This is a genomic window from Sporosarcina sp. E16_3 (assembly GCF_017347125.1).
In the GTDB taxonomy this organism is placed as follows: domain Bacteria; phylum Bacillota; class Bacilli; order Bacillales_A; family Planococcaceae; genus Sporosarcina.
In genome coordinates this window covers 47,677-63,158 of the sequence record NZ_JADPRX010000023.1, presented here as the reverse complement: position 1 = coordinate 63,158, position 15,482 = coordinate 47,677, and the positions used below count along the sequence as shown (strand labels likewise).

Annotated in this window: 14 protein-coding genes; 11 read left to right on the top strand and 3 right to left on the bottom strand. The window is 40.5% G+C overall.

What is annotated here, in order from left to right; genetic code table 11:
* The first annotated feature begins 317 nt into the window (after positions 1 to 317).
* The 7 genes from polA to dnaI all read left to right on the top strand — a co-directional run bounded on the left by polA (position 318) and on the right by dnaI (position 8,562).
* Positions 318 to 2,942, top strand: coding sequence for a DNA polymerase I (polA, locus tag I2483_RS13585; protein ID WP_207277669.1), 2,625 nt, complete (start codon positions 318 to 320; stop codon positions 2,940 to 2,942).
* A 9-nt stretch (positions 2,943 to 2,951) separates the two neighbouring features.
* Positions 2,952 to 3,824 carry a bifunctional DNA-formamidopyrimidine glycosylase/DNA-(apurinic or apyrimidinic site) lyase gene (gene mutM, locus I2483_RS13580; RefSeq protein WP_207277668.1) on the top strand — a complete coding sequence of 291 codons (873 nt, stop codon included), beginning with the start codon at positions 2,952 to 2,954 and terminating at the stop codon, positions 3,822 to 3,824.
* 22 nt (positions 3,825 to 3,846) lie between these two features.
* Positions 3,847 to 4,443 (top strand): dephospho-CoA kinase, encoded by a 597-nt coding sequence (gene coaE, locus I2483_RS13575; protein WP_207277667.1) that lies wholly within the window; start codon positions 3,847 to 3,849, stop codon positions 4,441 to 4,443.
* 123 nt (positions 4,444 to 4,566) lie between these two features.
* Positions 4,567 to 5,589: a glyceraldehyde-3-phosphate dehydrogenase gene (locus tag I2483_RS13570; protein ID WP_186670103.1), complete on the top strand. Its 1,023-nt coding sequence runs from the start codon at positions 4,567 to 4,569 to the stop codon at positions 5,587 to 5,589.
* Positions 5,590 to 5,743: 154 nt separating this feature from the next.
* Complete coding sequence (nrdR, locus tag I2483_RS13565; RefSeq protein ID WP_186670105.1) at positions 5,744 to 6,205, top strand: transcriptional regulator NrdR; 462 nt, start codon at positions 5,744 to 5,746, stop codon at positions 6,203 to 6,205.
* Positions 6,206 to 6,236: 31 nt separating this feature from the next.
* Positions 6,237 to 7,616, top strand: coding sequence for a replication initiation and membrane attachment family protein (locus I2483_RS13560; RefSeq protein WP_207277666.1), 1,380 nt, complete (start codon positions 6,237 to 6,239; stop codon positions 7,614 to 7,616).
* Between the two features lies 1 nt (position 7,617).
* A complete protein-coding gene (gene dnaI, locus I2483_RS13555; protein ID WP_207277665.1) occupies positions 7,618 to 8,562 on the top strand; it encodes a primosomal protein DnaI in 945 nt (314 codons plus the stop codon).
* A gap of 60 nt (positions 8,563 to 8,622) precedes the next feature.
* Here the strand turns inward: dnaI and I2483_RS13550 are convergent, their stop codons facing one another.
* Complete coding sequence (locus I2483_RS13550) at positions 8,623 to 8,811, bottom strand: histidinol-phosphatase (RefSeq protein ID WP_207277664.1); 189 nt, start codon at positions 8,809 to 8,811, stop codon at positions 8,623 to 8,625.
* A 320-nt stretch (positions 8,812 to 9,131) separates the two neighbouring features.
* Between I2483_RS13550 and I2483_RS13545 the strand changes: the two genes are divergently transcribed.
* A complete protein-coding gene (locus I2483_RS13545; protein WP_207277663.1) occupies positions 9,132 to 9,722 on the top strand; it encodes a dienelactone hydrolase family protein in 591 nt (196 codons plus the stop codon).
* Here the strand turns inward: I2483_RS13545 and I2483_RS13540 are convergent.
* Complete coding sequence (locus I2483_RS13540; protein WP_207277662.1) at positions 9,703 to 10,416, bottom strand: endonuclease V; 714 nt, start codon at positions 10,414 to 10,416, stop codon at positions 9,703 to 9,705. The genes I2483_RS13545 and I2483_RS13540 overlap by 20 nt on opposite strands.
* A 51-nt stretch (positions 10,417 to 10,467) precedes the next feature.
* The gene (locus tag I2483_RS13535) at positions 10,468 to 11,430 is read right to left on the bottom strand and encodes a polysaccharide deacetylase family protein (RefSeq protein WP_207277661.1); all 963 of its coding nucleotides are present in this window, start codon (positions 11,428 to 11,430) and stop codon (positions 10,468 to 10,470) included.
* Positions 11,431 to 11,694: 264 nt separating this feature from the next.
* Between I2483_RS13535 and I2483_RS13530 the strand changes: the two genes are divergently transcribed.
* From I2483_RS13530 to I2483_RS13520, 3 genes are all read left to right on the top strand, one after another.
* A complete protein-coding gene (locus I2483_RS13530) occupies positions 11,695 to 12,468 on the top strand; it encodes a DUF2935 domain-containing protein (protein ID WP_186670119.1) in 774 nt (257 codons plus the stop codon).
* Between the two features lie 243 nt (positions 12,469 to 12,711).
* Positions 12,712 to 13,782 carry a Fe(3+) ABC transporter substrate-binding protein gene (locus I2483_RS13525; protein WP_207277660.1) on the top strand — a complete coding sequence of 357 codons (1,071 nt, stop codon included), beginning with the start codon at positions 12,712 to 12,714 and terminating at the stop codon, positions 13,780 to 13,782.
* Between the two features lie 68 nt (positions 13,783 to 13,850).
* Positions 13,851 to 15,482 carry an ABC transporter permease gene (locus I2483_RS13520; protein WP_207277659.1) on the top strand — a complete coding sequence of 544 codons (1,632 nt, stop codon included), beginning with the start codon at positions 13,851 to 13,853 and terminating at the stop codon, positions 15,480 to 15,482.

The following is a 15,482-nucleotide window of genomic DNA, read 5'->3' as shown; positions in this document are numbered from 1 at the left end:
GACAGGCAACTATTCACAACAGGATTACTGAAAAAAGTGTGGCTAGAAGTGACGGAGTCACTTCTAGCCACACTAGGCCCCCTCAGCAAATCTGTCATGAATAGTTAGCCGAAAGCGGGCCAAAAATAGTTCAATGAAAACGGATTTTCTCAAGCCCTTCTCACCAGTGTTTTATGCGAATAAATGGTTAATCAACAGACGTGTTCATAAGTAAAGAATTACGGAAGCAGACTAAACAACGCGTCATTTTCATTTATATCTGCCCCCGTGGTAAGATGAATGAAGATGACGTTTTTTTGAATGGGAGTGGAATGTACATGACGGCAAAGAAAATTGTATTACTGGATGGAAACAGTCTTGCGTACCGGGCATTTTTTGCATTGCCTTTATTAACAAATGATAACGGGATCCATACCAATGCGGTATATGGCTTCACAATGATGCTGCAAAACATACTTGAGGTTGAAAAACCTACGCATATTCTCGTGGCATGGGATGCTGGAAAAACAACATTCAGGCATAAAACATACGGAGAATATAAAGGTGGGCGTCAGAAAACGCCACCTGAATTATCGGAGCAATTCCCTTATTTGCGAAAGTTGCTTGAAGCATACAAGATCCCCCAGTACGAACTGGATCAGTATGAAGCAGATGATATCATCGGTACGCTTAGTAAAGCAGGAGATGCGGACGGTTCCGAAATTGTTGTCATTTCAGGGGATAAGGATTTAACGCAACTTGCTAGTAAACATACGACGGTGTTCATCACTCGAAAAGGGATGACGGATATTGAGAAATACACGCCTGAACACATCATGGAGAAATACGGCATTGAGCCCCATCAAATCATTGATATGAAAGGGTTAATGGGTGATGCTTCCGATAATATTCCTGGCGTTCCTGGAGTCGGGGAGAAGACTGCACTCAAATTGCTAATCGAATACGGTTCGATTGAAAAAGTTTATAAATCCCTTGCTAACATTACCGCTAAAAAACTGAATCAGAATTTGACGGAAAACGAAGAGCAAGCGTTCATGAGCAAAGACCTTGCGACAATTGAAGTGAATGCACCAATCACGGTTTCCATCAATGATTTAACATATGACGGGCCTGATATGGATGAAGTGTCGAGTATTTACCGAGAGTTGAAATTCAAGACGCTCCTCGAAAAAATTACACCTCAAGCAGCTGAGGAACCAAAAGAAGCAATTGAAGTCACGATTGTTTCTGAACTCTTGGACAAAGATTTATCAAACGAAATGGCAATCCATGTTGAAATGATGGATGAAAACTATTTGACTGCAGAGATTTTGGGTATTAGTTTGGCGGATGAAAGAAATATCCTATTTATCCCGCTTGAAGTCGCAAAAACATCGAAATCATTTAAAAACTGGCTACAAAATACGGACAAGCTAAAATACTCGTCTGATTCGAAAGCGGCTAGTGCATCACTTGCGCGTCAAGGTCTAGATGCAGAAGGATTCCAGTTTGACCTATTACTTGCGACATACATCGTCAACCCGTCAACGACATATACCGATGTAGCTTCTATTACACGAGAGTTCGGCTACACAGAAGTCGAGCAGGATGAAGTGATTTATGGAAAAGGTGCTAAGAAAGCAATACCGACTGAAGAAATAATTGCAGACCACGCAGGGCGGAAAGCGCAGGCGATATGGAAACTACATGCGGTGATTGAAGAGAAATTACAAGATAATGATCAATACGATCTATACCATGATCTTGAGTTACCGCTAGCGGCGATTCTTGCTAAAATGGAAACAACTGGTGTGATGACTAACCGGGAGACACTTCTGACAATTGGAACGGAACTGTCTGCAAAACTGACCATACTTGAGACAACTATTTATGAAATTGCAGGAGAAAAATTCAACATTAATTCACCTAAACAGCTTGGCGTCATCCTTTTTGAAAAAATCGGACTTACTCCGATAAAAAAGACGAAGACTGGTTATTCAACTGCAGCAGATGTACTTGAGAAGCTTGAAAGTGAACATGAAATTATCAGCCATATATTGAACTATCGCCAACTCGGTAAATTGAATTCGACGTATATCGAAGGATTATTGAAAGAAATTCACGAGGATGGCAAGATTCATACCCGTTTCCAGCAAGCACTCACGACAACAGGCCGACTTAGTTCCATCAATCCCAATTTGCAGAACATCCCTGTACGACTTGAAGAGGGAAGAAAAATTCGTGCGGCGTTCGTTCCATCTGAACCGGGCTGGTATCTATTTGCAGCGGACTATTCTCAAATTGAACTGCGTGTGCTCGCACATATGTCGCAAGATGAAAAACTAATTGAAGCCTTCCGTGCAGGTGCAGATATTCACACGAAGACAGCAATGGACGTTTTCGGTGTTGATGAAGATTCAGTGACGTCAGACATGCGCCGAGCAGCAAAAGCGGTCAACTTTGGAATTGTCTACGGAATAAGCGATTACGGACTTTCACAAAGCTTGGATATTACGCGGAAAGACGCTGCGCAATTCATTGACACTTATCTCAGTAGTTTCCCAGGAGTCAAACAGTATATGAGTGATATCGTCGCGGATGCGAAAAGGAAAGGCTATGTGACGACGCTTATGAACCGCAGACGGTATTTGCCGGAAATTACAAGTTCGAATTTTAACTTGAGAAGTTTTGCGGAACGGACTGCCATGAATACACCGATTCAAGGAAGTGCGGCTGATATTATTAAAAAAGCAATGATTGAAATGGCTAAAAGGCTTGAAGTTGAAGGCATGCAGACACGTATGCTTCTGCAAGTTCATGATGAATTGATCTTTGAAGCACCAGAAAGTGAAATTGAGAAACTAAAAGAAATCGTACCCGAAGTGATGGAATCAGCTCTGGAGCTTGACGTGCCTTTGAAAGTTGACTGGGCTTTCGGATTATCTTGGTATGATACGAAGTGAGGGGATAAAATGCCTGAATTACCGGAAGTGGAAGGGGTTGTCCGTGCACTCGCACCTATTGCGATAGGAAGGACGATTCAGCATGTGACCGTTTCAGATACAGTTATCAAATCAAAACAGCTTGGTAAAGAAGCTGTGATAAAAGGAATTACAACCGAAGACTTTATAGTAGATATGGCTGGAATGACGATTAAAGACGTCACACGGCGCAGTAAATACATTTACTTTCATCTAATGAAAGATGGCAATACCTGTCTTCTTGTCAGTCATCTTGGTATGACAGGAGCATGGTTCACTGTTGACAATGTTGAAGACATTACGGAAATGAAGTTCCGTAACCATGTTCATGTTGTTTTTACGCTAGAAGGTGGGGGACTACTGGTTTATTCGGATATTCGTCGTTTTGGAGAGTTACGGCTTCTCGGCTGTGAAGCGGATCATCCGCCTTTATTGAAAATGGCTCCTGAACCGTTCGCTGCTGAAGCACGCAATCATTTCCTTGAGTTGTCGATAACGCCGAAATATGCCCGAAAGCCAATAAAGGAAGTTATTATGGATGGGCATGTATTGTCTGGATGCGGGAATATTTATGCGACGGAAGCAATCTATAAGATGAAGATTCATCCCGGAAGGACCACGGAGCGGATTAGCCTAAAAAGAAAAAAAGAATTATTTGAAGTAATTGTGGCTATTTTACAAGAAAGTATTGATGCGGGTGGTAGCTCCATTTCTGATTACCGGAATATTAATGGGGAAGCAGGCACTATGCAGGACCGTCTTAACATGTATGGCAGGAAGGTTTGCCCTGCTTGCTGCTCTGCCACTGAAAGTATGAAAATTGCAGGCAGGACATCCGTTTATTGTCCGGCATGCCAGAAATGATTGCTGAAGGGCTGTGTGAGCTATGATTATCGGTTTAACAGGCAGTATTGCGAGTGGGAAAAGCACTGTGTCCAAAATGTTGAAGAAAAAGGGCTTTCCAATTGTAGATGCGGATGAAATTGCGCGTCTTGTTGTTGAACCTGGCAGTCCAGTTCTACTGGAAATCAGCAGCGCATTTGGACAGGGGATTTTGCGCGCGGATGGATCGCTTAACCGAGAAAAACTTGGGGAGCGTATATTCGGCAATGTAGAAGAGCGCAAAAAGTTGAATGGTATCATTCATCCTGCCATACGAAAAGAGATGCTAAGGCAAAAAGAGCAATGGATTTCAAAGGGGGCAAATACGGTCATCCTAGACATTCCATTGTTGTTTGAAAGTAAGCTGCAATCCTTCGTTGATAAAATCATTGTCGTGTCTGTCACACCTGAAATACAAAAAGAACGGCTAATTGCGAGGAATGTGTTATCGGAAGAAGAAGCGGACGCACGAATTCGTTCCCAGCTACCAATAAAAGAGAAGGAACTGAGTGCAGACGCGGTTTTACGTAATAACGGTCCAGTTGAGGAGACAGAAATTCAGCTGGCTGAGGTACTATCAAAATGGAATGCAGAGCCCTGAAGTGATTCTGAAAAGTAAAACATTTTAATTATCCATAGTTAATCTTTGTTTTAGCATAATATGTGTTATACTAATGACGGGTATTAGATAAAAAGTATAACATACATACAGGAGGATCTTTATATGACTACTTCTATTGCGATAAACGGGTTTGGACGAATTGGACGAATGGTATTCCGTCAAATGATAAAAGAAGAAGATGTAACAATCGTTGCGATCAACGCAATGTATTCATCAGAAACGCTCGCTCATCTTATTAAGTACGATACGAATCACGGTACATTTGATGGCGAAGTCATTGCAAAAGAAAATGCGATTTACGTTAACGGGAAACGAGTGCAAATCGTCTCTGACCGCGATCCGCTGAACCTTCCTTGGAGAAAGCTGGGAGTCGATATTGTCATTGAAGCGACTGGTAAGTTTAATTCACGTGACAAAGCGGCACTTCACCTTGAAGCTGGCGCAAAAAAAGTCATTATATCGGCACCTGGTAAAAATGAAGATATCACCATTGTTTTAGGTGTAAACGATGATAAACTAGATATCGAAAAACATGACATTATTTCGAATGCAAGCTGTACAACGAACTGCCTTGCTCCTGTAGCTAAAGTATTGAATGATACATTTGGTATCGATAACGGATTAATGACAACGATCCATGCGTATACAAATGACCAAAAGAACTTGGATAATCCTCATAAGGACCTTAGACGTGCACGTGCATGCGGACAATCTATCATCCCGACATCTACTGGGGCTGCAAAAGCGTTGGCGCTTGTACTTCCAGAATTGGAAGGAAAGATTCACGGAATGTCACTTCGTATACCGACGCCAAATGTTTCACTTGTTGACCTAGTTGTAGATTTGAAGCAAGACGTTACAGTGGAGATGGTAAACGATGCATTCAAGCAGGCTTCTGAAGGTGCGATGGCAGGCATTCTCCGTTTCTCGACAGAACCGCTTGTATCCATCGATTACAATACGACAACTGACTCAGCAATCATTGATGGTCTTTCAACCATTGTTATGGCAGATCGCAAGGTGAAAGTACTTGCATGGTACGATAACGAGTGGGGTTATTCTGCACGCGTTGTCGATTTAACGAAGAAAGTCGCCGCGGCTCTGAAAACACTAGAACTTGCGTAATTGTGAATAGAAAGCGTCCCTAAAGTTGCTGTACTATGACTTTAGGGACGCTTTTTATTGATGTACAATGTTTCTTTCCCCTCTATTTCGATTTTTTTAGGCATGTTCTGTTATAATTAAGTTATTATCTAAGAAAAAGCGGAGGATACACACTATGAAATGTCCAGCTTGCCAGTTCAATGGCACTCGAGTTGTCGATTCTAGACCGGCCGAGGAGAATAGATCCATCCGGCGTCGCAGAGAATGTGAACAATGCGCATTCCGTTTTACGACATTTGAAAAAGTTGAGGAAATGCCTTTGGTTGTCGTGAAAAAAGATGATTCACGAGAAGAATTTAGCGGTGAAAAAGTGCTCAGAGGCCTTATTCGTGCATGTGAAAAACGTCCTGTATCACTTGAGGACCTAAAAAAAATCGTCTACTCGATTGAAAAAGAATTGAGAAGCGCAGGTGTCGTGGAGATTAATTCTGACGATGTTGGAGAAATGGTTATGGAACAGTTATCGGAAGTTGATGAGGTCGCTTATGTCAGATTCGCTTCGGTCTATCGCCAATATAAGGACATCACAGTTTTCATAAAAGAATTGCAAGATCTACAAAAACGAACGAAAAAGTAACGTATCCCATTTAGATAGGAAGTAGAGTTCGATGGCACCCCTTTATAAAGAACTACAGCCAGTTGACGCATACAAAATACGGTTATCGCAGCCCTTTTCAGATTATGACCGTCAACTCCTCACTTTATTTTATCAACCGCTGATTGGCCCGGGTGCTATGAGTTTGTTTATGACATTATGGGCGGACGCAGAGCGTGAAGATGGCCGTGAATACAACCATTATCACCTTATGAACATTTTGACGATGCCGCTGGGACCTGTTTTCGAAGCAAGAATTTCTCTAGAAGCGATTGGTTTATTGCGCACGTACAAGAAAAAAGATGGCGATGCGAGATTATTTGTTTATGAACTGCTTCCTCCACTTGATGCCAAAGCCTTTTTTCTAGATCCATTGTTGTCGACATTCTTGTTTAGTAAAATTGGGGAACAGGCATACCGAAATCTACGTAGTCGTTTTGCGCTAGACAGTGTTAATGAACTCGGATTTGAAGATGTATCACGAACATTTTTGGATGTCTATACGCCTGTTCAACAGGGCTATAGCATGGATATGGGCGAGGACCAGCAGTTCATCGGACGGAATGAAGCGGAAGGTGTACCATTTTTGCATTCCGACTTTGATTTCGATCTGCTAAGTTCGGGGTTATCTGAACAAATGGTTCCTAAAGCTTCATTATCCTCTGTTTCAAAGGAATTAATTGCGAAACTCGCATTCCTTTATTCGCTCACGCCGCTCGATATGCAAAAAGTCATCATGATGGCGCTCGATGAAGACCTCAAGTTGCCGGAAGACAGATTACGAAAGTCAGCAGCAGATTTTTATAAAATGAATGTTTCAAAAGAGGCTCCAGTCTTGCATAAAGTGTACGCAAAAGAATTACCTAAGTCCGAAACAGGGATATTGACGCGGGATGAAGAATTGGTGCATTACCTTGAAAATACGGCGCCACTTGAAATGTTGCGCGAGATTAACGGGAAAGAGCCGCTATCAGTAGACGTGAAACTTGCCGAAAAGCTGGTCAATACACATGGATTGTCCGTCGGAGTCGTCAATGTCTTGCTGCAATACGTTCATTTACGCAATGACGGGAAAATAACGAACAGTTATGTTGAGCGGATTGCTTCACATTGGATGAACAAAAATGTGGATACGGTGAAAACTGCACTTGAAATGTCGCGTAACGAGCATGACCAGTATGTTAAATGGAAGAACGAAGGGCAGAGTACAGGATCAAAATCAGGGCCTAGACGAAAATCTGCACGGGAAGAGAAAGTACCAGAATGGTTTTATAAAAAAGATGAAAAGAAAGCAAAAACAGATAAACCTGTTAAATCTTCTTCCGCTATTGATGAAGAGCGTCGTAAATTACTTTTGGAATTAGGCGTAACAGGGGACGGGACGGTGAAGTGAAGTGGAACATATTGGCGATACTTTGAAACGGGTTGTGAAATCACCGGCATTTGCTGCAAGGTTCGATGAATTACGAAAAGAAGTGATGGAGAGTCCTGGGGTGCAACAATTTCTGACGGATCATTCCACTGAAGTTGATGGCGAAGTTGTCGAACGGAGTCTTGGGAAATTATATGAGTATGCCACTGCTTCCCATAGTTGCGGAAAATGTCCTGACCTTGCAGGATGTGTGAATTTCCTGAAGGGCTTCGAGCCGAAATTACTATTATCACGCGGCCTCATCGATGTGGAATATACAAAATGTCCAAACAAACTTATGGACGACGATCAACGTACTATTAAGAAGATGATCGACAGTATGTATATGCCGAAAGATGTCATGGAAGCGAAATTACAAAATATTGATATGTTTTTTGACGATAGCAGAGTCCCAGCTGTACGTGCTGCGAAAGACTTTCTGAACATTTTCGATAAAACAGGAAAACTCCCAGAACGCGGAATGTACATTTATGGTCCGTTTGGAATTGGTAAATCGTTCGTGCTTGGAGCCTTGGCGAACGAATTAGCTAATCGTCGGATACGTACAGTTGCTGTATATGTCCCAGAATTCCTAAGGGAAATGAAACAATCTATTCAAGATCAGACATTAAATGAGAAAATTGATTTTGTGAAAAATGCACAAGTACTTATGCTTGATGATATTGGTGCAGAAACAATGTCGGCTTGGACGCGTGATGAAGTGCTTGGTACCATTTTACAATACAGGATGGCAGAAAAACTACCGACTTTTTTCACATCTAATCTTAGTTACGCTGAACTTGAAGATCATTTGACATACACGCAGCGCGGTGAAAAAGAAGTCGTAAAAGCGGCTAGAATTATGGAGAGGGTGCAAATGATTAGCACTCCTATACGACTCGATGGTGAAAATAGACGCGATAAATAAAAGAAAGACGTAAAATGACAGAAGCATTATGCTTCTGTCATTTTTCATAATGCTTATTAGTTATTTTTTTTCAAAACGGTTTGTGCGTTTCTCTTTGTTCGTTTGATTATCATTTTTTTGTTCGTTCAACTTATCAATATCAAATGTAGATCCAAACTCTTCACGCATATCATTTGGATTTTGATTTTTGTTGCGGTCTTGATTTTGTTTTTGGTCACGGTTTGGATTTCTATTATCATTATTCGGCAAGTTCAATCACCTCCACAACTGTATCATGTGTCTAATATTGCTTTTCAATACTTGGGAATTAATTCTGCCAAGTAAATGCGATGTCTGATTCTCTACTTTATGGAGAATGCAGCAATTATCTGTGTGATTAAATTTCAATTACTTTAATTGTCGAAAATAGTTCATCTTCAGTGGAAATAATATTCCGCCCAGTTGGAAAGTACCCGATCGGGTTGCATATCATTTCAATCCCTTTACAGATTTCGTGATGTCGGGTGTGAATATGGCCGAATATGTAATTCTTTACACCACGTAATACAAGGAAATCCAGGAGGTAAATAATGCTTATAAAAAATTACCAAACTAAAACGGCGGTTATTGTCGTTCATGAAATCTATGGCATTAACCGACATATGAAGGGACTTTGTCAGTCCTTGCAGGGCTATGGATTTGATGTCTTTTGCCCAAATTTATTTGGGCAAGAAACATCATTTGACTATTCACAAGCAAAAAACGCTTATAACTATTTTATGGAAAAGGTAGGTTTTACTGCTGCCGTATTGCAAATAAAAAAGTTGATTTCTGACATAAAGGATAATTACCAAAAAGTATTTGTAGTTGGGTTTAGTGTCGGGGCGACTGTTACTTGGTTATGCAGCGAAGAAAAGGCGATTCATGGAGTTGTATGTTTTTACGGTTCGCGTATTAGGCAGTATATGGAGATTACACCCGAATGTCCTGCGCTTTTATTCTTTCCACAGGAAGAAAAATCCTTTAATGTGGATGAATTAATGGCTTCTTTCGATAAAGAGAATACTGAAGTCCTTAAATTTAATGGACAACATGGGTTTAGTGATCCATTTTCACCGGTATATAATGAGGAATCAGCAAAACATTCATTCAATGTTATGATTAGCTTCTTTTTGAAATAAACATCTTCCTAAGTCTCTTTGTTTCCAAATCCGCCAATCTTACTGGAATCGGTAAACGACTTTCATTATTGATTAATTTCAAGGTGATTTCAGTCGTCATTGGTAGATCAATAAAGTTTCCACAGGAGATAAAAATGGGTTTTACATCTGTATGGGTACGCAAAGCTCTTCCGTATATTTCGTTCTTCACAATTATATCTTTATATGAACCTGCTACGTTTTCTGGCATCTTGAAATTGACACCATCTATTTTAAAGTAACTTTTAGCAATGCCGATTGTGGGTTTATTTAAAAAGAAAGAGGCGTGTGTGGCAATTCCCATACGCCTCGGATGCAGAATTCCATTTCCGTCAAATATAAATAAATCTGGTGTTATCGTGAGTTTCTTGGCGGCTTCAATTACAAGTGGCAGTTCCCTGTAAGCCAGGTACCCAGGTCTATATGGCACATGGATTTCACCCTTGCTTACTGCTTTTTCGACAATCGTTCGCGTTTCATAATCGATAACGATAATACTACAGACTCCCCATTCAACCCCTGTTTCTTCCCAGTATGCAACATCCACACCTGCACAGAATTTAATGTCTTGGCCTTTCAGGCTAGTTTCTAGCTTAACTTTTTTGCGGAGATAGGCCTGAATAATTTCAAATTTATCTAATTCAAACTTGAGCGGATGAATGTCCTCGATTTTCATTTGATCTCCCTTATACTTCGCTATAGGATTTCATTGCTAATGAGACTGATTTTAGTCGTCAATCCGTTTTTCGCTCATTAAGTCACTTACAGTACCCAGCCGGTAACCATTGCCTTTAATTTCAATTATCATAGTCTCCAGTCCTTCGAAAACGGCTTTTGTGGGGTGCATAAGAACCATTGAACCGTTACTAACTCCAGCGACAACACGCTTAACCATTTCGGAGGTTGCTGGCTTTCTCCAGTCAACTGTATCGACCGTCCATAGAATGGTTTTCATGCCAAGCTCATTGGCGACAAGAATTGTTTCCTGATTAAAACTTCCGCTGGGCGGTGCAAACCATATCGGTTTTATACCTAGCGTTTCCTCAATTACATCATTTGTTTTTTTTAATTCAGTCACTGTTTCAGCCCGGGAGCGTAGCTTAAGATCGGGATGACTATAAGCGTGATTGCCAATTTCGTGACCCTCAAGACTAATCATCGTAGCCAGGTCGGGATTATTCTTAACCCAACTGCCATCAAAAAAGAATGTTGCCTTTACTTGGTGGTCTTTTAATGTTTTAAGGATACCTGGAATGTACTCATTGCCCCAAGCGACATTTATTAGGAGAGCTACCATAGATTTTTCTGAGTTGCCCCTATAAATTGGTGAGGGTTCTAAATCGTTCAGATGGACTTTTGGAGAAGTTTCAATGAATATGATTTTATTTGTATCAATATCGGTGCTAGGTTTCATATTTTTATAACTGGCTTCAATATCAACTTTCAAACCATTATATCCGGGTATTGCTTTCCAAACTCTGTCTATATTTGCATCAATTGGCTCGATTTCATGTTGGTCATTGTAGGCTGAAATCTTTTTAATCAGGTCATCTTTTTCTGTTTCTGAGAAAGTAGTGATGGCGTTTTCAGCGTTAGACTTTGAAGATATGGCAATAAATGACTTAGTGTATATGCTTGGCATTGAGATTAGTGCAATAAAAATCATAGTCGCGTAAATGATCTTTTTCATGCTCTTTTCCCTCTTGTAATACAGTTAACTAAATGGTGATAGTCAAGCAAATTTACGGCCGCTATATCACTTTGTATCATGGGAATCCCTCCATTCGATAGCTTGATACTGGTAGGCTTCCCGTTCAACGTTGGACTATACTTGTCGTTATCTGACAAGTATTACAAACTAATAAAATAGAAAATTAGTCTGAGTAAATGGGCACTTAAATCAAACGCCCAACATAGCATAGGGAGCAGTTACTAAACAGGAAGAGGTGGAGGATTGCCTTATACAGACAATTATCAAAGGGATACCTACGGCGTCATCGATTTTTGGGTGCGCAATAACTTTGAGCATGGGGAATTTTTTGACAGGGAAATAAGTCACCATGAAATGGAACTGGCACGTGCAAATCAGGCTATGACTCAACGAATGGGTAAAATTTTCGAAAGAACGGAATCGAAGACGGGTGATATCGGCCTGATACTTGCTGAGGCAAAAAGCTCCACACACGAATTTCACGAATTGCTCGTCCATACGATGGATAAAGCGTTACATTGCGAAGTGATTATATCTACGCCAACCTCACTCCTTGATCACATGATTCGGGAAGCGGAAGAGGCCCAAAAAGTTTTTAAATTAATAGAAACGAATGCATACGTAAAACCAGCGGATGCAACGATACATGAAAGTAATTTTTGGCTGAGGCAAATGGTGGATCATCTCATCTTTATAAGCCATTATGTAGATGCATCCAACTACGAACTTCACGATCAGGTTAGGGCGATGACCAGGAAATTTGAAAACCTGTTACTTCAAGCAATTTCACTAAAGACAATGATACGCCGACCGCGTAATGAGGTGTCACCAATTTTAAACAACTTCAACCAGATGGTTATTAAGGAAACAAAGGCACTTGAAGCATTTAAATTGGAATTAAGTGAGCTTATCAAAAACTGTGCTGCTGTCACAACCGCGCCACCGGACTTATTAGAGCATATCGCTAGGGAAGCGCATCACTTATGGAGGAACCTGGAAGACCAGGTTGTATTATAACTGTAAATTGCACTAATAAATGAATCATATCGTAAGAGTAGAAGTAGTTTGGGCCATTGATAAACCTATGTATCGATTGTTTTTTCTTCGGTGCAAGTCAACTCGGTTTATCTATGGCTTTTTATTATTCAGGCAGTTGCGCTTCATTTACTTTTTGTTGACTTCCAGCCAATCTCATTATATATTGTTAATGAAATTGAGAATCATTTTCAATAAAAAACGAATGTTTGGAGATGGAAGTATATGAAGAAGAGTTTGATCTTACTCGTTGTTGCCTTGATGCTTGTACTTGCTGCATGTGGAAGTACAACTAAAAAGGAAAGTGGCGCTGATAAAGATGCAGTAGCTAAGAAACCCGAGAAATCGGAAGTGAATTTGTATACAAGCCGTCATTATGACGTAGATAATGAATTATATAAGAAGTTTGAACAAGAAACGGGCATTAAAGTTAATGTGATAAAAGACGAAGCAGACGTACTAATCGAACGCATTAAACGTGAAGGAACTGCAACAAAAGCGGATTTATTACTGACAGCTGACGTTGGCAGACTGTATCGTGCGAAAGAAGAAGGACTTCTTCAAACAGTGTCAAGTGACATCTTATCGAAACAAATACCAGAAAAATTACGTGATGTTGACGATATGTGGGTCGGTTTGACGAAACGTGCGAGAATTCTAGTGTATAATAAGGAAAAGGTCAAACCGGAAGAGCTTTCTACATACGAAGCACTCACAGAAGAACAGTGGAAAAAACGAGTACTTGTCCGTTCATCTGAGAGTGTTTATAATCAGTCACTTCTTGCTTCATTCATCGAGATAAATGGTGAAGAAAAAGCAAAAGAATGGGCACAAGGAATTGTCAATAACTTTGCACAAAACCCTGAAGGCGGAGATCGAGATCAAGCGAAAGCAATCGCCGCGGGTATCGGTGACATCGCAATAATGAATTCATACTATTTCGGTCAAATGCTTAATTCACAAGAACCTGAAGAAGTGAAAGTAGCGGAAAACCTTGGTGTCTTCTTTCCGAACCAAGAAACGACGGGTACACATGTGAATATTAGTGGAGCTGGAGTTATCAAAGGTTCGAAGAATGCGGATAATGCACTTAAATTACTTGAATTCCTTACAGGGGAGGAAGCGCAAGGCGAGTTTGCCTCAGCGAATTATGAATTCCCTGTGAATCACAATGTAGCACCTTCAGAGCTCCTTAAATCTTGGGGAGAATTTAAAGAACAAGATATACCATTATCGACTTTAGGAGAAAATAACGCGAAAGCGATTATGATTTTTAACGAAGTCGGCTGGAAATAAAAGTCGAGCCCCCTACCGTATTTTCGGCTAGGGGGTTATTGCTTAAAAGGTAGAGGATGGGTTATGTCATGAACAAGCATTTAGCTAATGTAAACGGGTGGACGATAGGGGCAGTACTTATCATCATCTTGCTGTTTTTACCGAATGTGTCGATTGTAACCGGTGTTTTTTCACCAGCAAGTGAAAATTGGGCGCATATAAAAGAATTCATGTTACTTAACTATATAAAGTCGTCGCTCACACTCGTTTTCTTTACTGCGCTGTTCACGATTGCAATCGGGCTAAGTCTCGCTTGGCTCATTGCCCAATATGATTTTCCGCTTAGGAACTTCATGAAATGGGCACTGATTCTTCCTTTATCGATTCCGCCTTTCATTGGTGCCTATACGTATCATGGCATCATTAATTACACGGGTGTCATACAAAAAACACTTCGTAACCATTTCGATGTGACACCGAATCCCGCCTATTTTGATATTATGAATGTCCCAGGCGCGATTTTCATTTATACTCTGTTTCTTTATCCATACGTTTATATGATTACGAGAATTTTTCTTTCTCACCAATCTGCTTCTTTAATTGAAAGTGCGCGCACTTTAGGGAAAGGCCCTTTAGAAATATTCTTTAGAGTTGTGATTCCGATTTCCCGTGTATCCATAATTGGTGGTGCAAGTCTAGTAGTGTTGGAAGTTTTAAACGACTACGGGGTAGTTAAATATTTCGGAATCCAAACGTTTAGTACGGCTATTTTTCAAACGTGGTTTGGGCTTGGTGATTTGGATGCAGCTATTAAGCTAGCTGCATCTTTAATGGGAATCGTTATTTTCATCTTAGTCATCGAACGTTTACTGCGAGGAGGCAAACAGTTTAGTTATTCCACGACAAAAGTAAGACCACTTCCACTTGTAAGATTAAAAGGGAGAAAAGCGGTATTTGCGACGGTGTACACATTTGTTATTTTTAGTGTTGCGTTTCTCATCCCGATTCTTCAGTTGATTGACTGGGTTATTCTTACATTCGGTAAAGTGCCGATGCATGATGTATTGTTTTATACCAAAAACTCCGTTATTGTAGCTGGCCTTGGTGCTTTCCTAATTATTGTATTTTCATTGGTTGTCGGTAACTTTAGTCGAGTGGTCAATCATAAGTTTGCGAAAGTATTGCCGAAATTGACGGTCCTGGGTTATTCAATACCCGGGGTAGTTGTTGCTGTGGCTGTCATAACAACCTTCATTGCGCTTGACCGATTACTTGCGCCTGTTTACCAATATTTTGGCATGGATTCTGAACTCGTCTTGAGTGTTAGTCTATTCATGCTGATCAGCGCTTATGTCATCCGCTTCTTTGCAATCGGTTATAATTCGATTGAATCAGGTTTCGATAAAATCGGAACGGATTTCCGTGATGCATCGCGTATGCTAGGAGCAAATAGCCTACGAACGTTTTTCAAGATAGATGTTCCGATGATGAAGGGTGCTATTATTAGTGGATTTATCCTTGTGTTTGTGGATATACTGAAAGAAATTCCGTTAACACTAATCTTACGACCATTTAATTACGATACACTCGCCACGAAGGCGTTCCAATATGCAAGTGATGAAAAGATTATGGAGGCATCCCAAGCTTCATTATTAATTGTCGGAGTGAGCACAATTGCGATCTTTGTTTTCCATAAGTTACTCAGAGAGGAGCCGAAATAA

Excerpts from the sequence above, each read along its gene's own strand:
- mutM (WP_207277668.1), top strand. The coding sequence starts at position 2,952 with ATGCCTGAATTACCGGAAGTGGAAGGGGTTGTCCGTGCACTCGCACCT.
- I2483_RS13545 (WP_207277663.1), top strand. The coding sequence starts at position 9,132 with ATGCTTATAAAAAATTACCAAACTAAAACGGCGGTTATTGTCGTTCAT.
- I2483_RS13535 (WP_207277661.1), bottom strand. The coding sequence starts at position 11,430 with ATGAAAAAGATCATTTACGCGACTATGATTTTTATTGCACTAATCTCA.
- nrdR (WP_186670105.1), top strand. The coding sequence starts at position 5,744 with ATGAAATGTCCAGCTTGCCAGTTCAATGGCACTCGAGTTGTCGATTCT.
- coaE (WP_207277667.1), top strand. The coding sequence starts at position 3,847 with ATGATTATCGGTTTAACAGGCAGTATTGCGAGTGGGAAAAGCACTGTG.
- I2483_RS13540 (WP_207277662.1), bottom strand. The coding sequence starts at position 10,416 with ATGAAAATCGAGGACATTCATCCGCTCAAGTTTGAATTAGATAAATTT.
- I2483_RS13560 (WP_207277666.1), top strand. The coding sequence starts at position 6,237 with ATGGCACCCCTTTATAAAGAACTACAGCCAGTTGACGCATACAAAATA.
- I2483_RS13525 (WP_207277660.1), top strand. The coding sequence starts at position 12,712 with ATGAAGAAGAGTTTGATCTTACTCGTTGTTGCCTTGATGCTTGTACTT.
- I2483_RS13520 (WP_207277659.1), top strand. The coding sequence starts at position 13,851 with ATGAACAAGCATTTAGCTAATGTAAACGGGTGGACGATAGGGGCAGTA.
- polA (WP_207277669.1), top strand. The coding sequence starts at position 318 with ATGACGGCAAAGAAAATTGTATTACTGGATGGAAACAGTCTTGCGTAC.
- I2483_RS13570 (WP_186670103.1), top strand. The coding sequence starts at position 4,567 with ATGACTACTTCTATTGCGATAAACGGGTTTGGACGAATTGGACGAATG.